The organism is Streptomyces sp. NPDC088554 (assembly GCF_044752945.1).
In the GTDB taxonomy this organism is placed as follows: Bacteria; Actinomycetota; Actinomycetes; order Streptomycetales; family Streptomycetaceae; genus Streptomyces.
Map to the genome: position 1 here is coordinate 47,578 of NZ_JBIVMF010000024.1, position 21,279 is coordinate 68,856.

Here is a 21,279-nt window from a genome sequence, read left to right on the forward strand (position 1 = left end):
TCGGTGAACCCCGGGGCAAGGATCGGCGCGACGGCAAAGATTCATCCGCCCGTTTCGTAGGGATTCCACAAAGAATCGTGATCCACCGAGGTGCACTCGGACAGAGAGCTGGACCACATCCGGACGCTACTGTGCGACTGAGGATCGCGGCGTACCGTGGTGCCACAAGGGATTTCGCGCCGCAGGCAGGGCTCGGTAGCGCTTCGCGCGGTCGAGCACACCATGGCGGGACGGCCCAGAGGGGCGTGTCGGCAGTCCCTAAACTCAGCTTGTTTCAAGGAGGGAGCCATCGTGCGCAAGGTGCTCATCGCCAATCGTGGCGAAATCGCTGTCCGCGTTGCCCGTGCCTGCCGGGATGCCGGAATTTCGAGCGTAGCCGTTTACGCGGACCCGGACCGGGATGCCCTGCATGTCCGCGCGGCAGACGAGGCGTTCGCCCTGGGCGGTGACACTCCGGCGGCCAGCTATCTGGACATGGCCAAGGTCCTCCAGGCCGCGAAGGACTCCGGAGCCGACGCCATCCACCCGGGCTACGGATTCCTTTCCGAGAACGCCGAATTCGCCCAGGCGGTCATCGACACCGGCCTGACCTGGATCGGCCCGCCGCCGCAGGCCATCCGCGACCTCGGCGACAAGGTGGCCGCCCGCCACATCGCCCAGCGCGCCGGAGCCCCGCTGGTCGCCGGTACGCCCGACCCGGTGAACGGGTCCGACGAGGTCGTCGCCTTCGCCGAGCAGCACGGCCTGCCCATCGCCATCAAGGCCGCCTTCGGCGGTGGCGGACGCGGTCTGAAGGTCGCCCGTACGCTCGAAGAGATCCCCGAACTGTACGACTCCGCCGTCCGCGAGGCCGTCGCCGCCTTCGGCCGCGGCGAGTGCTTCGTCGAGCGCTACCTCGACCGGCCGCGCCACGTCGAGACCCAGTGCCTCGCCGACACCCACGGCAACGTGGTCGTCGTCTCCACCCGCGACTGCTCCCTCCAGCGCCGCCACCAGAAGCTCGTCGAGGAGGCCCCCGCGCCCTTCCTGACCGACGCGCAGAACGCCGAGCTGTACGCCGCCTCCAAGGCCATCCTCCGCGAGGCCGGATATGTCGGCGCCGGCACCGTCGAGTTCCTCGTCGGCACCGACGGCACCATCTCCTTCCTCGAAGTGAACACCCGCCTCCAGGTCGAGCACCCCGTGACCGAAGAGGTCACCGGCATCGACCTCGTCCGCGAGATGTTCCGCATCGCGGACGGCGAGGCCCTCGGCTACGACGACCCGCCGGTGCGCGGCCACTCCTTCGAGTTCCGTATCAACGGCGAGGACCCGGGCCGCGGCTTCCTCCCCGCCCCCGGTACGGTCACCACCTTCGCGCCGCCCACCGGCCCCGGTGTCCGCCTGGACGCGGGCGTCGAGTCCGGCTCGGTCATCGGCCCCGCCTGGGACTCCCTCCTCGCCAAGCTGATCATCACCGGCGCCACCCGCGAGCAGGCCCTCCAGCGTGCCGCCCGCGCCCTGAACGAGTTCCGGATCGAGGGCATGGCCACCGCCATCCCCTTCCACCGCAAGGTCGTCACCGACCCCGCCTTCACGGCCGACCCGTTCACGGTCCACACCCGCTGGATCGAGACCGGCTTCGTCAACGACATCCCGCCGCACACCGTCCACGGTGACAGCGAGGACGACGAGACGGACCGCGAGACGATCGTCGTCGAGGTCGGCGGCAAGCGCCTCGAAGTCTCCCTCCCCGTCAGCCTGGGCATGTCCCTCGCCCGCACCGGCCTCGCCGCGGGCGCCAAGCCCAAGCGCCGCGCCGCCAAGAAGTCCGCCTCCACCGCCTCCGGCAACACCCTGGCCTCCCCGATGCAGGGCACCATCGTCAAGGTCGCCGTCGAGGAGGGCCAGGAGGTCAAGGAGGGCGACCTCGTCGTCGTCCTCGAAGCCATGAAGATGGAACAGCCCCTCAACGCCCACCGTTCCGGCACCATCACGGGCCTCGCGGCCGAAGTGGGCGCCTCCCTCACCTCGGGCGCCACCATCTGCGAGATCAAGGACTGACACCGCGCACGGGCCCCACCTCCCCAGGTGGGGCCCGGCCCCTGTCCCCGCTCAGTGGCATCCTTGACGCCACGGGTCCGGAAACCAGGGAAGGGACTGTGCAATGGTTCGGAGTACGGCACAGGCACCACCCCGGCCCATGCGCGCCGACGCGCGCCGCAACCACGAGCGGCTGCTCGCCGAGGCCCGCATCAGCTTCGCGGAACACGGCACCGACGCCTCCCTGGAAGACATCGCCCGTCGCGCCCATGTCGGCATCGGCACGCTCTACCGCCACTTCCCGACCCGCCACGCGCTGCTCAGCGCGGTCTTCCAGGAAGCGCTTACCTCCCTGCTGGAACGCTCCCGCGAACTGGCGGATTCGAACGAGCCCTGTACCGCGCTGCTGGAGTGGCTGCGCGCGATCATCACTCATGCGGGTGAGTACCGCGGTCTCTCCCGCGCGCTGATGTCCGCGTCCCACGACGCGAGTTCGGCCCTGTCCGAGTGCAGCGTGCCCATGCGCGCGGCGGGCGAGCGCCTTCTCGTACGGGCGCAACGGAGCGGTCATGTACGGCCCGAGGTCTCCATCGACGACCTGCTCCAGCTCACCAACGCCATCGCCCTGGCGGCGGAGCAGTCCCCCGACGACGACCTGCTGGCCGACCGGCTCCTCAGGCTGACCTGGACGGGACTGAGGCCCGCCCCCACCGGCTAGTGCTGTGGCCGGAAAGGGTTCACCGGCAGACCTTTCCGGTCACAGCGCCAGGGCATTCCAGCGGCGCAGGGGGCGCCGTCCCCGTACAGGCGGACACCGCGCCCCCTCCCCGAGCGAGCCGCTCCTACGACCGCCGCCGCAGGTCCGAGACCCGAGCGGCACCCGCGCCCGGTTCCGGCAGCGGGGTCGCGCTGCGGAGCGAGGGCCCCGGGACCCCGGTGCCCGAGTGCGTACGCCGCTGGCCCGGCAGCGGGACGTCACGGCGGGCGCGGCCGCCCGGCGGAAGCCCCTCGGGCCCGGCACCCGTACCGGACACCGTCGCGCCCGCCACCGAGATCTGTACGCCCTGATCGGCCAGGGCCTGCAGCTCCGTCGCGGCCCGCTCGTCGTGCGCGGGGGGATCGTCGGTGATCAGACGGCTGATCCGATCGGTCGGCACCGTCTGGAACATCGTGTCGGTGCCGAGCTTGGTGTGGTCGGCGAGCACCACGACCTCCGCCGCGGCCTGCACCAGCGCCCGGTCGACACTGGCCGAGAGCATGTTGGAGGTGGAGAGCCCGCGCTCGGCGGTGAGCCCGCTCCCGGAGAGGAACGCGCGGGTGACGCGCAGCCCCTGGAGGGACTGCTCGGCCCCGCTGCCGACCAGCGCGTAGTTGGAGCCGCGCAGCGTCCCACCGGTCATGACGACCTCGACGCGGTTGGCATGGGCCAGCGCCTGCGCGACCAGCAGGGAGTTGGTGACGACGGTGAGCCCGGGGATCCGCGCGAGCCGGCGGGCCAGCTCCTGCGTGGTCGTACCGGCGCCGACGACCACGGCTTCGCCCTCTTCGACGAAGCTCGCCGCGAGGTCGGCGATGGCGGTCTTCTCCGCCGTGGCGAGATGGGATTTTTGCGGGAAGCCGGATTCTCGCGTGAATCCACCCGGCAGCACCGCACCACCGTGCCGGCGGTCGAGGAGTCCTTCGGCCTCCAGCGCCCGCACATCCCGCCGGACGGTCACTTCGGAGGTCTGGACGACGCGGGCGAGCTCGCGGAGCGACACGGCTCCGTTGGCGCGCACCATTTCAAGGATCAGTTGGCGACGTTCTGCAGCGAACACGAAACTGACAGTAACCCCAACAGCCGTCAGCTTTCAGCAGTTTGCGGCGAATAACAGAAGTTGCACACGAACGAACATCCAGGGTGGTATAAGGCGATCCCTCAACGCCAACAGCCCCCCATGGAAAAGGGCAGAAAGGGCTTGCGGTACCCCCGCAAGCCCTACCTCACCCGGCAGGCTCTCAGCCCTCTTCCCCGGTCTTACGGGTGTGCAGCTGCCGGGCGACCTCCGCGATGGACCCGGACAGCGACGGGTAGACCGTGAAGGCTTTCGCGATCTGTTCGACCGTCAGGTTGTTGTCGACGGCCAGCGAGATGGGGTGGATCAGCTCGCTCGCGCGCGGGGCGACGACGACACCGCCGACGACGATGCCCGTACCCGGCCGGGCGAAGATCTTGACGAAGCCGTCCCGGATGCCCTGCATCTTGGCGCGCGGATTGCGCAGGAGCGGCAGCTTGACGCCCCGGGCGTCGATCTTGCCCGCGTCGACGTCGGCCTGACTGTAGCCGACGGTGGCGATCTCCGGGTCGGTGAAGACGTTGGAGGAGACCGTCTTGAGGTTGAGCGGGGCGACCGCGTCACCGAGGAAGTGGTACATCGCGATCCGGCCCTGCATCGCGGCGACGGAGGCGAGCGCGAAGACCCCGGTGACATCGCCCGCCGCGTAGACGCCGGGCGCGGAGGTACGGGAGACCCGGTCGGTCCTGATGTGGCCCGAGTCCTTGACCAGGACGCCGGCCTCCTCCAGGCCCATCCCGGCCGTGTTGGGGATGGCGCCGACCGCCATCAGGCAGTGGGTGCCGGTGATGATCCGGCCGTCCGCGAGGGTGACCTCGACCCGGTCGCCCACCCGCTTCGCGGCCTCGGCGCGGGAGCGGGACATGACGTTCATGCCGCGCCGCCGGAAGACGTCCTCCAGCACGGCGGCGGCGTCCGGGTCCTCGCCGGGCAGCACACGGTCACGGGAGGAGACGAGCGTGACGCGGGAGCCCAGCGCCTGGTACGCCCCGGCGAACTCGGCGCCGGTGACACCGGAGCCGACCACGATCAGCTCGTCGGGCAGCTCGTCGAGGTCGTACACCTGCGTCCAGTTCAGGATGCGCTCGCCGTCCGGCTGCGCGTCCACGATCTCGCGCGGGTGGGCGCCGGTCGCGATCAGTACGGCGTCGGCGGTGAGCGATTCCTCGCTGCCGTCCGCCGCGGTCACGATCACCTGGCGCGAGCCGTCCACGGCCTGCCGCCCCTGGAGCCGGCCACGGCCGCGCATCACCCGGGCGCCCGCCCGGGTGACGGAGGCGGTGATGTCGTGCGACTGGGCGAGCGCGAGCCGCTTCACCCGTCGGTTGACCTTGCCGAGGTCGACCCCGACGACCCGCGCGCCCTTCTCGGAGGGAGTGTCGTCCGCGACGATGATGCCCAGTTCCTCGTAGGAGGAGTCGAAGGTGGTCATCACCTCGGCCGTCGCGATGAGGGTCTTCGACGGTACGCAGTCGGTCAGCACCGAAGCCCCGCCGAGTCCGTCGCAGTCGACAACGGTCACTTCGGCGCCGAGCTGGGCGCCCACCAGGGCCGCCTCGTAGCCGCCGGGTCCGCCGCCGATGATCACGATCCGGGTCACGAAAAAGTCCGCCTCGTTGTCTACCCGGCCCGTCTGCCACCCCGGCCGGGGTTCCGGGGGTTCCCCGGGGGATGCAGTCGTACTCCATTGTCCCGCACGCTTCAAGCGGCTTCGCCCCGGGGCCCTCCATCCGGGGCGCCACCCGCCCGGCCCGGGCCGACTCCCGCGCGTTCCGCCGGGCACGGCCCGACCCGCCGCGCGCCGAAGGGCCGCGCGCGGTCCTTGCCGGATGCACCGGCGGTCACGCCCGTACCTCCCGTACCCTCGACAGCATGTCGCTCTACGCCGCGTACGCCGGCAACCTCGACGCGCGGCTGATGTCCCGCCGCGCCCCGCACTCCCCGCTGCGAGGCACCGGCTGGCTCAACGGCTGGCGGCTCACCTTCGGCGGTGAGCAGATGGGCTGGGAGGGTGCGCTGGTCACCCTCGTGGAGGCCCCTCGCTCCCAGGTCTTCGTCGCGCTGTACGACATCGCGCCGATGGACGAGGACTCGATGGACCGCTGGGAGGGTGTCGGCCTCGACATCTACCGCCGGATGCGGGTACGCGTACACACCCTGGACGGCGAGGAGCCGGCCTGGCTGTACGTACTGAACGGGTACGAGGGCGGCCTGCCCTCCGCCCGCTATCTGGGCGAGCTGGCCGACGCGGCGGAGTCCGCGGGCGCGCCGCACGACTACGTGATGGAGCTGCGCAAGCGCCCCTGCTGAACGGGCGCGGCGCGAACGGACGGCGGGACGGCGGGGGTCGCCGGACGAGCCCCGGGGACTGCCGGACGGGCCCGGGGGCCCGCGGAGACACCGGCACAAGCCGCGGCGGAAACGACAATGCAACGATGTCGGGACCATTCGGCCCATGGTCTACGCGCGTAGGAAACAACCGGCTACCCTCATGCGCGTGAACGCATCTGTTATCCAGGCCAACGCCGGCGACCCCGCCGACCCCCTCGCTTCCGCCGACGCCGCCGCCGCACGGCTGCGCGAGCTGACCGGCGCCGAGACCCATGACATCGCCCTCGTGATGGGGTCCGGCTGGGCCCCCGCCGGGGACGCGCTCGGCCGGCCCGAGGCGGAGTTCCCGGCGACCGCGCTGCCGGGCTTCCCGGCGCCCGCCGTGGAGGGCCACGGCGGCACCATCCGCTCGTACGAGATCGCCGGAAAGCGCGTGCTGGTCTTCCTGGGCCGTACGCACTACTACGAGGGCCGCGGTGTCGCCGCCGTCGCGCACGGGGTGCGTACCGCCGTCGCCGCCGGGTGCAAGACCATCGTCCTGACCAACGGCTGCGGCGGTCTGCGCGACGGCATGCGCCCCGGCCAGCCCGTGCTGATCAGCGACCACATCAACCTGACGGCGGTCTCCCCGATCATCGGCGCGAACTTCGTGGACCTGACCGACCTGTACTCGCCGCGGCTGCGCGCGCTGTGCAAGGAGATCGACCCGACGCTCGAAGAGGGCGTGTACGCGCAGTTCACCGGCCCGCACTACGAGACCCCCGCCGAGATCAACATGGTCCGCGCGATGGGCGGCCACCTGGTCGGCATGTCCACCGTCCTGGAGGCCATCGCGGCGCGCGAGGCGGGCGCCGAGGTCCTCGGGATCTCGCTGGTCACCAACCTCGCGGCGGGCATCTCGGGCGAGCCCCTCAACCACGAGGAGGTCCTCCGGGCGGGCCGCGACTCGGCGACGCGGATGGGCTCCCTGCTGGCCAGGGTGCTGGACCGCATCTGAGCACGGGCCCGCGTCCGACGTACGGGGCGCGGGCACCGGCCGGCAGGCCACCACGCGGCTGAGTACGCGCACCACACCGATCCCCACCACGCAGCGGGCGCAGGAGGCACCTCACCATGCAGGACGTGACGACGACGCAGCGGGCCCTCATCGAGCGGGCCAGGGCCTGGCAGGCCGAGGACCCGGACGACGAGACCCGCGAGGAGCTGGGCGCGCTCGTCGACGCCGGGGATCTCGACGCGCTCGCCGAGCGGTTCTCCGGCACGCTCCAGTTCGGTACGGCCGGGCTCCGCGGCGAGCTGGGCGCCGGGCCCATGCGGATGAACCGCGCGGTGGTCATCCGCGCCGCCGCCGGGCTCGCCGCGTACCTGAAGGCGCGGGGGGACGGCGACGGGCTCGTCGTCATCGGGTACGACGCCCGCTACAAGTCGGCCGACTTCGCGCGCGACACCGCCGCCGTGATGACCGGCGCGGGGCTGCGCGCCGCCCTGCTCCCCCGCCCGCTGCCGACGCCGGTGCTCGCCTTCGCGATACGGCATCTCGGCGCCGTCGCCGGAGTGGAGGTCACCGCCAGCCACAACCCGCCCCGGGACAACGGTTACAAGGTCTACCTCGGCGACGGCTCCCAGATCGTGCCGCCCGCCGACGCCGACATCGCGGCCGGGATCGACGCGGTCGGCGCGCTGGCGGACGTCCCCCGGCCCGACGGCGGCTGGCAGACGCTGGACGACGCGGTCCTGACGGCCTACCTGGCCCGTACGGACGCGGTGCTGACGCCCGGCACCGCCCGTACCGCCCGGGTCGTCCACACCGCGCTGCACGGCGTCGGTACGGAGACCCTCCTCGCCGCCTTCGCCCGTGCGGGGTTCCCGGCGCCCGTACTCGTACCGGAGCAGTCCGAGCCCGATCCGGCGTTCCCGACGGTCGCCTTCCCCAACCCCGAGGAACCCGGCGCGATGGACCTGGCCTTCGCCACGGCGCGCCGGGTCCAGCCCGATCTGATCATCGCCAACGACCCGGACGCGGACCGGTGCGCGGTGGCGGTGCCCGATGAGGACGCCGACTCCGGCTGGCGGATGCTGACCGGCGACGAGGTGGGCGCGCTGCTGGCCGCGCACCTCGTCGGCAAGGGCGCGACCGGCGTCTTCGCCCAGTCGATCGTCTCGTCCTCGCTGCTCGGCCGGATCGCGCGGAAGGCGGGTCTCGGGTACGAGGAGACCCTCACCGGCTTCAAGTGGATCGCCCGCGCCGAGGGGCTGCGGTACGGCTACGAGGAGGCGCTCGGCTACTGCGTCGACCCGGAGGGCGTCCGCGACAAGGACGGCATCACGGCGGCGCTGCTGGTCGCCGAACTCGCCTCGGAGCTGAAGGAGTCCGGCCGCACGCTGACCGACCTCCTCGACGACCTGGCCGTCGCCCACGGCCTGCACGCCACGGCCCAGCTCTCCGTCCGCGTCCAGGACCTCTCCCTGATCGCCGCCGCCATGCGCCGCCTGCGCGACCACCCGCCGACGCTCCTCGCGGGGCTGACCGTCGTCTCGGCGGAGGACCTGACGGAGGGTACGCGGACCCTGCCGCCCACGGACGGCCTCCGCTACCACCTCGACGGCGCGTACCGGGCCCGCGTGATCGTCAGGCCCAGCGGCACCGAGCCCAAGCTCAAGTGCTACCTGGAAGCCGTGGTCCCGGTCACCGACGCGACCACCCTCCCGGCGGCCCGCGCCACGGGCGCGGAGCTGCTGGCGGCGCTGAAGCACGACGTGGCGGAGGCGGCGGGGATCTGAGGCGGGGAGCGTGCCTGAACGGTGCCGCACACCGGGGGTGCGGGTGCGGCCGGTTTCCTGCCGAATCGACCAGCGGTGGACCAGGACCACGGTGGTCGGCCAGTACGAGGCCGCCGACCGCGAAGCTCGCGGTTCACCGAAGCCACAACGGGTCCTGGGCAGATCCCATCGGCAGACGGCTCCCTCCGTGGCTGATCGAGTAGCGTCGTGACCTTCCGAATGGCAACGGGGAAGGAAGCCATGAGCGACAAGGGCAAGGTCCTGGACATCTCGACCCAGGACCTGAAGAAGGCGGCGCCGACGTTCCAGGAGCAGAGCAAGGCTCTCGGTGATGCGGCGAAGGCACTCAAGAAGTCGCTGGACGCGCTGGGTTCGCCTTGGGGAGACGACGAACAGGGCCAGAAGTTCGGGGACGCGTACTCGCCGAAGCGCACGGAGATAGAGAAAGGCGTCGGCATCCTGGTGCTCGGTCTGCGGAGCATCCACGCCGCCATGACCGACATGGCCGACGGTTACGTGGACGACGACAAGCTCGTCGAAGGCATGTTCACCAAGGTGGCGGTGGCCGGCGCGGACGGGGACAAGGACCCCGAGTGAGCGTCGAGGACATCGCCAAGGACCTTCTCCTGAAGGCCGGCATGTGGTGGCCGGATGCCAACTCCGGCACTCTCCGTTCGGCTGCGAAGGCGTGGCGGACTTTCGCCGACGCGGTGGACGACGTCATCGGGCCGGTCAACGGCAAAGCCGGCTCGATCATCCTCAACAACAAGGGTGAGGCGGTCGACGCGTTCCAGATCTTCTGGGCCCGCTACCACAAGAGCGAAGGCGTGGGGTGGCTGGACGACACGGCCACCGCCGCCCGAGCCATGGCCAAGGCGCTCGAAGAATTCGCCGACGCCGTCGACGAGGCCATTGAGCTTCTCTGGACCGAGATCGGCATCGCGGCCGCGGTCATCGCCGCCGGTGTGGGGCTCGCGGTGTTCACCTTCGGCACTTCCGCCGCGGCTTCCGCGGCCGCCACCGCGGCCATCATCGAAATCGCCGCCGGGCTCGGCGTCACCGTATCCGCGACTGTCGCCACCATCACCGCGACCACGTTGACCGGCATCGCCTTCGGCGCGATCGAGGGCATCACCGTCGACCTCGCGGTCGCTCAACCGCTCAGAATGGCGACGGGCCTCCAGGACAGCTTCAGCCTCGACTCGGTGGAGCAGGCAGGCATTTACGGCGGGGCGTTCGGGGGTGCGTTCGGGGGTGCGGCCGGTTTTTCACGTGCCGCTGGTGAAGCGGGGGGCTTCTCCAACCTCCTCGCGCAGGAAATCCCCATCGGAATCGCGAACCCGAACCTCGCGGGAATCGGCCGCACCTCCCTTGCACTCGACGACATGGGGAAACGGCGCACGTGGGACCTGTTTCGGAGCGAGGCATCGACAACACCCGTTCCGCCGAAAATTCCGGGCGATCACGCGCTCATATCAGGGGATCCCGTTTACTTCAACAAGCGGAGCACTACCATCGGATACGATGACAAAACATTGGCCAACGCATACCGCGTCGCCCCTGCTCCCGGAAAACATGACGTCGTCATTCACGGTACGAACAGAGGGGTATTTCTGCCCGGCCGAGTGAACAGTTCGGGAAAGATTCTCATGGATTTCCAAGTGCACCCGACCCACATTTCGGACGCCATCCGCAGCAATCCGAATTACGATGGCGGCCCGGTACGCCTGATCTCGTGCCACTCCGGCTACGCCGCCCCGAACTCCGTAGAACTTCCGCTCGGCCAGAGTGTGGCCAACGACCTGGGGGTGCCGGTGACGGCTCCGACCAATAAAGTTGGAACATCTGCCGACAATGGCACGAATCAGATACCCGGCATCGGCAATAACGGATACTGGCGCACCTTCCTACCGATGACCAAATGACAGATAGCGGAAAACATGATGATCAAGCGAATCGGGTTCTACCGAGAGTTCAATCCGCAGAATCCGGACGACTCGGCCCCATCCATTCATGACGATGTTCAGTCTCATGCACTACACGACGAGTCGCAGACCCTGGAATACATGTCGTCAAGTGTCGAGATTTATAGCACCATGGGAGCGGACCGTGATGTCATTTCGGATGACGAATGGATCCCTGGAGCCGGATCACTTGTCACCGATGGCACCTGGCTATGGCCTGTCGAACTCGAATATTACGTCCGCCGCTACCATGTGGAATTGCCGGGAGATTTCCTGACGGATGTCCGCTCCTCGAATTACAGCGCACCCACGGTTCCGCACGACCGGGTCGCGGAGATTTATAATGACGTTTTCGGCCCGTCCGCTTTTCAAGCGGCCAGAAACGATGCGGAAAATCCGGGTTTCTTCTCCTGGTACATGTCCGATCTGAATACCCAGCACTGGGGAAGGCTGCTGGAGGCGCTGAAGTCCGTTGGACTGAACACCCATAATCGGCTTACCGACGAAATGTTCCTCTCCGGTCCCGGAGAGAATGAGTACCCACGGCCCGTGAGCGGCGCACCCGATGTGGCCGCACTCCTGGCCGATCCCGGTGACGGAGAGGTCGCCCTCCACCTGTGGTTGGACGCCAGCACCTCCTCAGTCGTACGGGTCCGTCGGCTGGACGACACCACGACAGCGGTGGTCCATGACCTCGCCAGCCTGCTGGAGCCGGAGCGCGAGGAGGTGGTGGCCGCGCTGGTGCAGGCGTTGGACTCGTTCCGGGACGACTGCCGGGGTTTCGTTCTCGACCGCGCGGGACGCACCTCACCCGACGCCTGGGACGCGCTCGTCGTCGACCACGCCTGGCCGTCCGGGCAGCCCTTCCCGGACAGCGTCGCGATCACCCCGGACCTGGGTGCGCCGCCCTCAGGGGCCGACGCCGTGACACGTACCGACTACGGACACCTGACGGTCTTCAGCAGGACGCGACCACGTTGACCGGCATCGCCTTCGGCGCGATCGAGGGCATCACCGTCGACCTCGCGGTCGCTCAACCGCTCAGAATGGCGACGGGCCTCCAGGACGGCTTCAGCCTCGACTCGGTGGAGCAGGCAGGCATTTACGGCGGTGCGTTCGGCGGGGCGTTCGGGGGTGCGGCCGGTTTTTCACGTGCCGCTGGTGAAGCGGGGGGCCTCTCCAACCTCCTCGCGCAGGAAATCCCCATCGGAATCGCGAACCCGAACCTCGCGGGAATCGGCCGCACCTCCCTTGTACTCGACGACATGGGGAAACGGCGCACGTGGGACCTGTTTCGGAGCGAGGCATCGACAACACCCGTTCCGCCGAAAATTCCGGGCGATCACGCGCTCATATCAGGGGATCCCGTTTACTTCAGAAAACAGGTCACAACCATCGGATGCGATGGAAAAACATTGGCCAACATGCGCCGCGTCGCCCGCCTACCAGGAAAACATGACGTCGTTATTCATGGCACGAACACGGGAGTGTTCCTGCCTGGCCGAGTGAACAGTTCGGGAAAGATTCTCATGGATTTCCAAGTGCACCCGACCCACATTTCGGACGCCATCCGCAGCAATCCGAATTACGATGGCGGCCCGGTACGCCTGATCTCGTGCCACTCCGGCTACGCCGCCCCGAACTCCGTAGAACTTCCGCTCGGCCAGAGTGTGGCCAACGACCTGGGGGTGCCGGTGACGGCTCCGACCAATAAAGTGGGGACATCCGCCGAGGGCGGCACGAATCAGATACCCAGCATCGGCGAAAATGGGTACTGGCGCATCTTCCTACCAATGACCAAATGACAAACAACGGAAACGTGATGATCAAGCGAATCGGGTTCTACCGAGAGTTCAATCCGCAGAATCCGGACGACTCGGCCCCATCCATTCATGACGATGTTCGGTCTCATGCACTACACGACGAGTCGCAGACCCTGGAATACATGTCGTCAAGTGTCGAGATTTATAGCACCATGGGAGCGGACCGTGATGTAATTTCGGATGACGAATGGATCCCTGGAGCCGGATCGCTTGTCACCGATGGCACCTGGCTATGGCCTGTCGAACTCGAATATTACGTCCGCCGATATCATGTGGAATTGCCGGAAGATTTCCTGACGGATATCCGCGCCTCGAATTACACTCCCCCCACGGTTCCGCATGCTCGTGTCGTGGAAATTTTTAATGATGTTTTCGGTCCGTCCGCTTTTCAAGCCGCCAGGGGAAGTACGGAAATTACAGGTTTCTTCTCCTGGTATCTGTCGGATCTGACCGTGCAGACTTGGGGCCGTCTGCTGAGAGCCCTGAAGTCTGTTGGGCTGGACCCGCGTGACCGTTTTACCGATGACATGTTCCTCTCCGGCACCCGCGAGGGCAATGAGTTCTCCCGGTCCATGCGTAGCGAGCCCGATGTGGTCGCTCTCCTGGCCGACCCCGGCGACGGAGAGGTCGCCCTCCACCTGTGGTTCGATACCGATACCTCCCCGGTCGTTCGGGTCCGCCGGCTGGACGACACCACGACAGCGGTGGTCCATGACCTCACCGGCCTGCTGGAGCCGGAGCGCGAGGAGGTGGTGGCCGCGCTGGTGCAGGCGTTGGACTCGTTCCGGGACGACTGCCGGGGTTTCGTTCTCGACCGCGCGGGACGCACCTCACCCGACGCCTGGGACGCGCTCGTCGTCGACCACGCCTGGCCGTCCGGGCAGCCCTTCCCGGACAGCGTCGCGATCACCCCGGACCTGGGTGCGCCGCCCTCAGGGGCCGACGCCGTGACACGTACCGACTACGGACACCTGACGGTCTTCAGCAGGAACAGTACGAGCGGGCCGCAGGCGTAGGCCGCAGGAATCCCGGAGCGGCGCCCTCTCCCCGCCCTGGCCGCTGAACTCCCTTGCTCCGTTGGTACATTGATCTGGCACCGGATCAACGTACGGGCTACTAGACCAATGTTCGAGTGAGGTCTGTACCTTCGCCTTGTGCGTGATGAATCAACGGCTCCGCACAGGAGGACACATGAAACTGGTCATCTTCGGCGCGAACGGCCCGACCGGACAACTGGCCACCGAACAGGCGCTGGCCGAGGGCCACTCCGTCACCGCGGTGACGCGCCGACCGGACGCGTTTCCACTCAGCGGCCCGGAACTGCGGGTGGTCGAGGCGGACGTCAAGGACGCCGGGTCGGTGGACCGCGTGGTGGCCGGTCACGACGCGGTCATGTCCACGGTGGGCGTGCCGTACACCAAGGAGCCCGTGACCGTGTACTCGGAGGGCATCGCCAACATCATCGGGGCGATGCGCTCCCACGCCGTCCGGCGCCTGGTCTGCGTCAGCTCGATCGGGGTGAACTACGAGGACGCCCCCGGCGAGTCCCTGATGTTCCGGAAGGTGATCGTGCCACTGCTGCTCAAGATGGGACGGACGCTGTACGAGGACGCGGGCCGCATGGAGGAGCTGGTCCGGGCGAGCGACCTGGACTGGACGGTCATCCGCCCCGCCGGCCTCTTCGACGCCACGGTCACGACCGACTACATCGTCAGCGAGCGCCGGCACCCCGGCTGGTTCACCTCGCGGAAGGACCTCGCGGACGCGCTGGTACGGATGACGGCGGACAGCCGGAACGCCGGTTCCGTGGTCGAGGTCATCACCACGCAGGGCGTGCCGAGTTACCTCAAGGTCTTCGCGAAGGAGGCTCTGCACCTCGGCAACAACCGCTGAGCGCAGGGGGCTTCCAGGGTCGCGGCTGTCTCACCCGACAGCCGCGACCTGGGCTTCCAGGCCGTCGAGTACGTACTTCAGGCCGAGCCGGAAGTTCTGCTCCCAGGCGTCGTCGAGCATGTAGTCACCCGCCGCGAGCGTCGGATACCGGTCCTGGTGCGCGCTCAACCGCTCCTGGGCAGCGGTACGTTCCGCATCCGACCAGCAAATGCTGGACTGGCTTCCCGCAGAACCCTGTACGTGGCTGTACAGCAGCCAGCAGGCGGCCCGCACCTCCTGCCGCCCGAACCCGGCCCGCACCAGCGTCGCCTGGAAGAACTCCATCCAGGCAAGGAAGTTGGGCCCGACCATGGGCCGCCGCCGCAAGGGCAGCGCGGCGGACCACGGATGGCGCAGGAGCATCGCCCTGCACCCGGAGAGCAGCACCACCACACTCTCCCGCCAACCGCCCGCCCCCTCGGGCAGCCGGGCCTCGGCGAAGATGGCGTCGATCGCCAGATCGATGACATCGTCCTTGGTGTCGACGTGCCAGTAGAGCGTCGTGGCCCCCACCCCGAGACGCTCCGCGAGCCGACGCATGGTCAGCCGCTCCAGCCCCTCGTCGTCCAGCAGCCCAACCGCCGCCTCGACGATGCGCTCCCTGCTCAACGGCGGCTCGCTACGCGCCGAGACCGGCCGAAGCCAGACATTCCCGGCCCCACCACCACTCGCACGACCGCCACCCCGTGGTTTGCCCGCGATGATGCTCGCCCTCCCTTTTCCTCGGGGCATCATACGGATCCCCCCCTTGCGGCCTGCGCGGCTGCACGGCTGCGCAGCCGTGCCCGATCAGCTATCGAGCAGGAAGTCGAACTCGCCGTCCTTGGCAGCCAGGATGAAAGCGCGCATCTCCTCGTCGGTGTAGCGGAGGGCGGGGCGATCGGGACTCTTGGAATCGTCAAGCGCGACGCCACCCTCTATCTTCATGACGCGCACGCAGGCGGCACCGTTACCGACGCTTCGGCTCGACTTGACCCACTTACCATCAAGCGGGGCAGCATAGGGGTCATCTTTTTCTCGGCTCACAGCACAGACACCTCCGGATCACTAAGAACCAAGCAGGAAGTCGAACTCGCCGTCCTTGGCAGCCAGGATGAAAGCACGCATCTCCTCATCCGTGTACCGCAGAGCGGGACGACCGGGACTCTTGGAATCGTCAAGCGCGGCGCCACCCTCTATCTTCATGACGCGCACGCAGGCGGCACCGTTGCCACCACTTCGGCTGGACTTTACCCACTTACCATCAAGCGGGGCAGCATAGAGGTCATCTTTTTCGCGGTTCACAGTTCCTTCTCGATCTCTTCCAGAAGTTGCAGGGACATTTCCGGACTGCAAGCAACTGCGGCCAAATCCGCGAACTGGCCGCGCATCCGCTCAACTTCACCGACTTCGTCTGCAACCTCATCGCTACGTGAAGTCTCACGAATGGCGATGCTGCGGTTTTCGGTTCCCGGGAAGTCGTAGACCTGAAACGGCGCCCCCATTGTCGCAGCAGCGCCCGCCGAGAAGGGAACCACCCGAAGCGAAACGTTGGGGCGCTGAGCAGCAGCACGAAGCTGCCCGAGCTGCTCCCGCATAACATCAGGCCCACCGACAACAACGTGAAGCGCGGCCTCAAGGACAACGGCGTTGACTGCGGGCGGGCACTCCCTCACCAGAACCCGCTGTCTCTTGAGTCGGGCATCGGTGAACATTCTGCGATGCGCGGCACTTTCGGCCTTCAGGCCGAATTCAATAAGCGCCTCGATATAGCCCCGCGTCTGAAAGAGTCCCGGCACATAGTTTCCGGAGTGAACCCAGATGGTTTCAGCCGCTTCTTCCAAAGCGAAAAGTTTGAAGGCCGTGCTGGGGAAAACATCCCGGTAGGCGGCCGTATCCCACCATGGACGATCAAGGGCCTGCCCCTCCCGGATCGCGGCCCTGATCACGGCCTGCTGGGGCGCGTCCACTCCGTACACGCGGAACATCTTCCTGAGCAGGTCGTCGTCCGGCCACCGTTTGCCACCCTCGACGTAACTGACCTTGTTCTGCGAGCACTTGAGCTTCGCCGCCGCCGACGCCTGGGTCCCGAACCCGGCCCCCACCCGCAGGCGTCGCAGTTCGTCACCGAACTCCCGAAGGGCGGTAACAGCGTTGACGTTGCCGCTCACTGACACTTCGCTCCTTGGAGTCGCGGCCCAAACGGGCTTCACCTGCTGACTTTCCCCTGCCGTCAGGGTAGCGCGACGACGAACCACAACACCCCCTCAGGAGTGAATCCCAAGGACTGGCTTGCGTACACCCGTGAGTACACACCACACTCAATCACGCACACCCTGAGCACGAACAACTGCGGTGTGTAGTCCTCGTCCTGCGCCCCGAAAGGCATGGTCATGGGTCGACATGGTTACGTCCTGGCAGTCGAGCGCTACCCCTGTACGGCGGTCGCCGTATCCCTGGCGCGTGCCATAGCGGCCCGTGCGTACGCGCCGTTCCCGTGGGTGGACCACGACGCCGTGAAACTGCTGGTCAGCGAGACCGCCACCAACGCCGTGCTGCACGCGGGCGGCGACGGGTTCGACCTGATCTGCCACGCGCCGTACGACGGGGCCGTCCAGGTCGAGGTGCACGACCGGAGCGAGACTGCGCCCGAGCGGAGTTCGCGCGGGGTGTGGGACCAGCACGGCAGGGGCCTGGAGTTGCTCGACGCCCTCGCACCGGGGTGGTCGGTGGTCAGAACGCTGACCGGCAAGGGCCTGGTTTTCCAGGTGCGGACGAACTCATGTACGCGAGAAGGGGTCGCCCATCGCCCCTCGACCGCAGAGGAGCGGTGAGCATGTGCCTCGAACTCGACCGGAGCCTGACGCCCCGGCGCCGTACGGGAGTTGCGGGATTCTTCACGCGGCACGTCAACGGCCGGTTGAGCGTCCTCCTCACGTACGACGAGGACCGGTGGAGGCTACCCGGGGGCGACACCGAGACGGACGAGTTCATGCACGAGGCATTCATGCGTGAGATGGTGCGGAAAACGGGCCTCCCGGCCACTTCGCCGGAGGAGATCCTGGTCGTGGACCACGTACCCAGAGGCGTGACGGAGGCGGAGGGCATCGACGTCGTCTTCAAGGGCGGCGAGATCCCCATCGGTACGGACCCCGGACCGGCTCCGTACCGATGGGCAACGCTCCAGGAGACGAACACACTCTGCCCCGCCCCGGAACACGACCGCATCCACTCGGCCCACGAGGCCTGGCGCACAGGCCGCACGGCGTACCTGATCTGCGGTGAACGCTTCAGCGCCCGACCGCTCTGTTGAAGCAGCGGCCGTACGTACGAGCTGGACCCGACCGGGGACGGAGTGGGCCGGGCCCCGGGTACCGTCCAGCGATCGGTCAACGGCCGACCGCTGGACGGCGACGCGCGACGAGCGCCGGGGCGGCTCAGCCGAAGTACGCCTTCTCGTTTACGTGGAACATGTAGTTGTGCCAGTTCGCCCTGATGTACGTGAACCGCGTGGGGTCGTAACTCCACTGTGTGTCCAGCGAGTTGCCGATCACGTCCTGGTTCGCGCGGATGTAGTCCAGGACCGCTTCGGAGACCGGGGCGTAGGACCAGTGCCAACGCTCCTCGCTGATCGCCGGCTTGTCCTTGGTCGACTCGGCCGTATAGGTCTGGAGGAAGCCATGGCCGGCCGCGTTCGCGCGCAGCCAGGCGTAGTTGGCCGCCTCGGGGCCGCCGTCCGCCCAGTCCTGCGGCGTCGTGTTGAAGAAGTCCGCGTCGGAGCCCAGGTGGTGGCGCGAGACACCGGGCGCCGTCGACGTACGGAGTATCTCGATCTGGCGTTCCTCCGAGGTCAGGGCCTCCCATACCGAGCGGTGGGAGTCCTTGTCCGGGTCCCACTGCGGTTCCGTGCCCAGCTCGGTGGGGTACTTGGCGCGCACCTCGTCGACGATGATGCCGAAGGTGCCGGCGCCGCCCGAACCGGTGCGCAGGAAATCGTACTTGCGGTCCCATATCGTGCGCTGTGTCGCCGCGGTACGCACCCGGGAGACAATGACCGTGTCGCGGGCCACGCCCAGACCGGCTGCCGCAGCGTCGGCCAGGGCGTTGACCTGCGCGTCCAGCTCCGCCTTGATCGTGTCGGGGGCAGCCCCCGTGCCGGTGATCCAAGCCCCGACGGCCGTCGGGTCGGCGGCGTTCAGGATCTTCGCGACGGCCTCCTTACGACTGTCGATCTCCGCCTGCGACTGGAACGTCCGCGCCGGGTCCGCGGCAAGCGCCGCCCGGCCGACCCCGGCCACCCCGACCGCGGCCGCCCCGGCTGCGACCAGCCCGAGGAACCGGCGCCGGGTGGGCGTCCTACGACGGTGGGAGGCGACCGATTTGTCCTGCTTGCCGTGCATGATTTCCCGTTCTCAGGACCGGCTCCGTACACCGGTGGACCAAAGAGAATCGCACAGGCGTACCCCGATCCAACAGGGGCAAATATCATCAATCACTGCTCGGAAGTGCGCCGGTTTGGTAACGACAGGCACACCGGCCCGATCGCCCGGCTGGACGGATGCCACTACGACTGAACCACCCGCGCCTCAGCCCAGCTTCGTTCCACCTCCCGCCCGACCATGGGCCCGAGGAAGAGTGAGATCGCGGGGCGTGGCAGCCCCCGCCCGCGCGGGGAGCACGCCCCGGTGAAGAACGGGCCCAGGCACTTGGGCTGAGGCTGCGCGGCTGCATCATCACGGTGCAGAACGGTCAGCGCACCGAGGAGGCGTTCCGCGATCTGGAAAGCCTGGGCCTGACCAACGTGAGCACCGACCGTACCCGCGCGTTCGGACGGGGCAGTCTCGGCGCTCGGCCCACGGTCGATGATCTGTGCGGGCACTGCGCGCGAGGCAAGGTCGCCATCGGCCCCGAGGGCCGCGTGTGGCCGTGCGTCCTCGGCCGCTTCATCACGCTCGGGAACGTGAAGGAACAGCCGCTGGCGGACATCTGGGCGAGCAGCGGCACTGCGGCGGCGCGGAAGGCCATCGAGGAAGCACCCGCCGACGATCTCCAGTCGTGCACGCCGCCCCAGTTCCTGCCCATGTGCGGCCCGTGCGGCCCGTGCCCACCGTCCTTCTCCGCCTGCGACCCGAAGACCGCCGAGGCGGGCGGCGAAGCGGCTACCATCGGCACTCCTGACCCGATGTGAGCGTTGGAGGAGCGATGGCGCGGACCGAGGAAGAGTGGCTGCACATCGCACGATACGTGCGCCACGCGGTGAACAAGATCGGCCCTGAACACCTGCCCCTGTGTCTGCCGGGTGAGCCTCGCGAGTGCGGACAGAACGGCTACCAGCACGCCATGCTCTGGGCGGCCGAGATGAAGGCCGTGGCCCACCACCTGATCGAGGAGGGCGCCGCCACGCACGAAGAAGGCACGTTCTTCGCCAAACAGGTCTACCAGGACAGGCTGTCCGCACTGCGCGAGAAGGCGCCGCAGAACGTCTAAGTTGACGGCGGGCCCCGGCCGCCGCCATGGCGGCTGGGGCTCGGTTCACCCCCGCCTGCGCGGGGAGCGCTCTTCCTGACCTGGGCCTTCAGAAGAGGTTTGCCGTTTCTCGACCGTTGCCCTTCCTCGGCGCCCTCATAGTGCCAGAATCCCTTCCCGCACCGCTGGTTGAAGAATCAGAACCCAGCGTCCAGCTCGCCCGTACTGCCCAGGACGTACCCCGTACCCCCATCGGAATCCCGCGCGTCGCGCCGTCGCGCCGCACTGTCGCTGGAGAACGGCAAGCGGGTCGCGACAGCTGCCGGGGGGCGAAGCGCCTCGCTGGTCCGGTCCGTTGAGCCGGGACGCTTGTCCGGCGTCAGATCTTGTACTCGTACCCGATGGTCAGCCCCTGCGGCAAGCACCACTCGCCGTAAACGATCACGCCCCGATCGTCGGACCATTCGTGCGCACCGGCGAGGACGGGATCGCCCGGGGCGATGCCTAGTGTGGTCGCCTCGCGCTGGTCCGCCGGCCGGCTGTGCATGGCGTCACGGCCGTGGGTCACCGCTCGTCCGGTCGCCGCCTCGATCCGGGCCAGCAGGTCGTTGCCGATACCCGCGTGGTTCGGGGTCGCCGCGCCAGGAGCGGTGCTGACGAGGTCGGGCACCTGTGCCGCGAATGACTTGGGGTACCAGTCCACTTCGAAGGAGAGCCGTTTCCTGCCCGAGCCGATGATGTACTCCCGGCGGATCACCTGCTCGGCCGGGTCCTGGTCGAAGAGTTCGGCCACGTACAGCGGCGGCACGATCAGCGCGGCGAACGTCACCCGCTTCGTCTCGCCCTGCCCCAGGGTGTTCCCGGTGCGCCGGATGCGTTCCAGGCGGTCGGCGGGGGCCGCGGTGTTGGTGGCCTCGTCGGCGACGTAGGAGCCCCGTTGCGTGGTGACGATCCATCCCTCGATGCGGAGCCAGCCCATGGCGGCGCGGACGGTGGCGGTGGCCGCGCCGTGTTCCTCGGCCATTTCTCGGACGCTGGGCAGCCGGTCGCCTGGGCGCAGGTTGCCGTCTCGGATCTGCTGCCGGTAACACTCAGCGATACGGAGGTTTGGCGTTGTCATGGGGGCGAGCGTCCCACAGATTCACG

23 protein-coding genes are annotated in these 21,279 nt (G+C 68.3%); 15 read left to right on the plus strand and 8 right to left on the minus strand.

Going from position 1 to position 21,279, the window contains the following annotated elements; genetic code table 11:
* The first annotated feature begins 291 nt into the window (after positions 1-291).
* Positions 292-2,043: an acetyl/propionyl/methylcrotonyl-CoA carboxylase subunit alpha gene (locus ACIP8W_RS25210; RefSeq protein ID WP_401956144.1), complete on the plus strand. Its 1,752-nt coding sequence runs from the start codon at positions 292-294 to the stop codon at positions 2,041-2,043.
* 103 nt (positions 2,044-2,146) lie between these two features.
* A complete protein-coding gene (locus ACIP8W_RS25215; protein WP_401956143.1) occupies positions 2,147-2,740 on the plus strand; it encodes a TetR/AcrR family transcriptional regulator in 594 nt (197 codons plus the stop codon).
* A gap of 124 nt (positions 2,741-2,864) precedes the next feature.
* Here ACIP8W_RS25215 and ACIP8W_RS25220 read toward each other — a convergent pair whose 3' ends face one another.
* Positions 2,865-3,839: a DeoR/GlpR family DNA-binding transcription regulator gene (locus tag ACIP8W_RS25220; protein WP_401956142.1), complete on the minus strand. Its 975-nt coding sequence runs from the start codon at positions 3,837-3,839 to the stop codon at positions 2,865-2,867.
* 181 nt (positions 3,840-4,020) lie between these two features.
* Entirely contained in the window at positions 4,021-5,457 is a 1,437-nt protein-coding gene (locus tag ACIP8W_RS25225) for an NAD(P)H-quinone dehydrogenase (protein WP_401956141.1), read from the minus strand.
* A 272-nt stretch (positions 5,458-5,729) separates the two neighbouring features.
* Here ACIP8W_RS25225 and ACIP8W_RS25230 point away from each other — a divergent pair, with 272 nt between their 5' ends.
* The 9 genes from ACIP8W_RS25230 (at position 5,730) to ACIP8W_RS25270 (ending at position 14,649) form a co-directional block, all read left to right on the plus strand.
* A complete protein-coding gene (locus ACIP8W_RS25230) occupies positions 5,730-6,167 on the plus strand; it encodes a gamma-glutamylcyclotransferase (RefSeq protein ID WP_401956140.1) in 438 nt (145 codons plus the stop codon).
* Positions 6,168-6,348: 181 nt separating this feature from the next.
* Positions 6,349-7,185, plus strand: a complete 837-nt coding sequence (locus tag ACIP8W_RS25235) for a purine-nucleoside phosphorylase (protein ID WP_401956139.1) — start codon at positions 6,349-6,351, stop codon at positions 7,183-7,185.
* A gap of 116 nt (positions 7,186-7,301) precedes the next feature.
* A complete protein-coding gene (locus ACIP8W_RS25240; RefSeq protein WP_401956138.1) occupies positions 7,302-8,969 on the plus strand; it encodes a phospho-sugar mutase in 1,668 nt (555 codons plus the stop codon).
* Between the two features lie 240 nt (positions 8,970-9,209).
* Positions 9,210-9,566, plus strand: coding sequence for a WXG100 family type VII secretion target (locus ACIP8W_RS25245; protein ID WP_401956137.1), 357 nt, complete (start codon positions 9,210-9,212; stop codon positions 9,564-9,566).
* A complete protein-coding gene (locus tag ACIP8W_RS25250) occupies positions 9,563-10,894 on the plus strand; it encodes a hypothetical protein (protein ID WP_401956136.1) in 1,332 nt (443 codons plus the stop codon). The genes ACIP8W_RS25245 and ACIP8W_RS25250 overlap by 4 nt, the downstream gene beginning before the upstream one ends.
* Before the next feature lie 15 nt (positions 10,895-10,909).
* A complete protein-coding gene (locus ACIP8W_RS25255) occupies positions 10,910-11,914 on the plus strand; it encodes a hypothetical protein (RefSeq protein WP_401956135.1) in 1,005 nt (334 codons plus the stop codon).
* The gene (locus ACIP8W_RS25260) at positions 11,911-12,738 is read left to right on the plus strand and encodes a hypothetical protein (protein ID WP_401956134.1); all 828 of its coding nucleotides are present in this window, start codon (positions 11,911-11,913) and stop codon (positions 12,736-12,738) included. Before ACIP8W_RS25255 ends, ACIP8W_RS25260 begins: the two co-directional genes overlap by 4 nt.
* The gene (locus ACIP8W_RS25265) at positions 12,735-13,772 is read left to right on the plus strand and encodes a hypothetical protein (protein ID WP_401956133.1); all 1,038 of its coding nucleotides are present in this window, start codon (positions 12,735-12,737) and stop codon (positions 13,770-13,772) included. The genes ACIP8W_RS25260 and ACIP8W_RS25265 overlap by 4 nt, the downstream gene beginning before the upstream one ends.
* A gap of 175 nt (positions 13,773-13,947) precedes the next feature.
* Positions 13,948-14,649 (plus strand): NAD(P)-dependent oxidoreductase, encoded by a 702-nt coding sequence (locus ACIP8W_RS25270; RefSeq protein ID WP_401956132.1) that lies wholly within the window; start codon positions 13,948-13,950, stop codon positions 14,647-14,649.
* 30 nt (positions 14,650-14,679) lie between these two features.
* Here the strand turns inward: ACIP8W_RS25270 and ACIP8W_RS25275 are convergent, their stop codons facing one another.
* From ACIP8W_RS25275 to ACIP8W_RS25290, 4 genes are all read right to left on the minus strand, one after another.
* Positions 14,680-15,297: a TetR/AcrR family transcriptional regulator C-terminal domain-containing protein gene (locus ACIP8W_RS25275; protein ID WP_401956131.1), complete on the minus strand. Its 618-nt coding sequence runs from the start codon at positions 15,295-15,297 to the stop codon at positions 14,680-14,682.
* 180 nt (positions 15,298-15,477) lie between these two features.
* On the minus strand, positions 15,478-15,714 hold the full coding sequence (locus ACIP8W_RS25280; RefSeq protein ID WP_401956130.1) for a DUF397 domain-containing protein: 237 nt from the start codon (positions 15,712-15,714) through the stop codon (positions 15,478-15,480).
* A gap of 21 nt (positions 15,715-15,735) precedes the next feature.
* Positions 15,736-15,972, minus strand: a complete 237-nt coding sequence (locus ACIP8W_RS25285) for a DUF397 domain-containing protein (RefSeq protein ID WP_402150519.1) — start codon at positions 15,970-15,972, stop codon at positions 15,736-15,738.
* On the minus strand, positions 15,969-16,838 hold the full coding sequence (locus ACIP8W_RS25290; protein ID WP_402150516.1) for a helix-turn-helix domain-containing protein: 870 nt from the start codon (positions 16,836-16,838) through the stop codon (positions 15,969-15,971). The genes ACIP8W_RS25285 and ACIP8W_RS25290 overlap by 4 nt, the downstream gene beginning before the upstream one ends.
* Positions 16,839-17,060: 222 nt before the next feature.
* Here ACIP8W_RS25290 and ACIP8W_RS25295 point away from each other — a divergent pair, with 222 nt between their 5' ends.
* Together ACIP8W_RS25295 and ACIP8W_RS25300 are read left to right on the plus strand one after the other, a co-directional pair.
* On the plus strand, positions 17,061-17,501 hold the full coding sequence (locus ACIP8W_RS25295) for an ATP-binding protein (protein WP_401956127.1): 441 nt from the start codon (positions 17,061-17,063) through the stop codon (positions 17,499-17,501).
* A 2-nt stretch (positions 17,502-17,503) separates the two neighbouring features.
* Positions 17,504-17,980 (plus strand): hypothetical protein, encoded by a 477-nt coding sequence (locus ACIP8W_RS25300; RefSeq protein WP_401956126.1) that lies wholly within the window; start codon positions 17,504-17,506, stop codon positions 17,978-17,980.
* Between the two features lie 124 nt (positions 17,981-18,104).
* Here the strand turns inward: ACIP8W_RS25300 and ACIP8W_RS25305 are convergent, their stop codons facing one another.
* A complete protein-coding gene (locus ACIP8W_RS25305; RefSeq protein WP_402150513.1) occupies positions 18,105-19,067 on the minus strand; it encodes a D-alanyl-D-alanine carboxypeptidase family protein in 963 nt (320 codons plus the stop codon).
* 338 nt (positions 19,068-19,405) lie between these two features.
* Between ACIP8W_RS25305 and ACIP8W_RS25310 the strand changes: the two genes are divergently transcribed.
* Entirely contained in the window at positions 19,406-19,855 is a 450-nt protein-coding gene (locus tag ACIP8W_RS25310; protein ID WP_402204715.1) for an SPASM domain-containing protein, read from the plus strand.
* 14 nt (positions 19,856-19,869) lie between these two features.
* Positions 19,870-20,154, plus strand: a complete 285-nt coding sequence (locus tag ACIP8W_RS25315; RefSeq protein ID WP_401956123.1) for a hypothetical protein — start codon at positions 19,870-19,872, stop codon at positions 20,152-20,154.
* A 358-nt stretch (positions 20,155-20,512) separates the two neighbouring features.
* On the opposite strand, the gene ACIP8W_RS25320 is transcribed toward ACIP8W_RS25315, so the two are convergent.
* On the minus strand, positions 20,513-21,253 hold the full coding sequence (locus ACIP8W_RS25320; RefSeq protein WP_402204717.1) for a GntR family transcriptional regulator: 741 nt from the start codon (positions 21,251-21,253) through the stop codon (positions 20,513-20,515).
* Positions 21,254-21,279 lie beyond the last annotated feature (26 nt).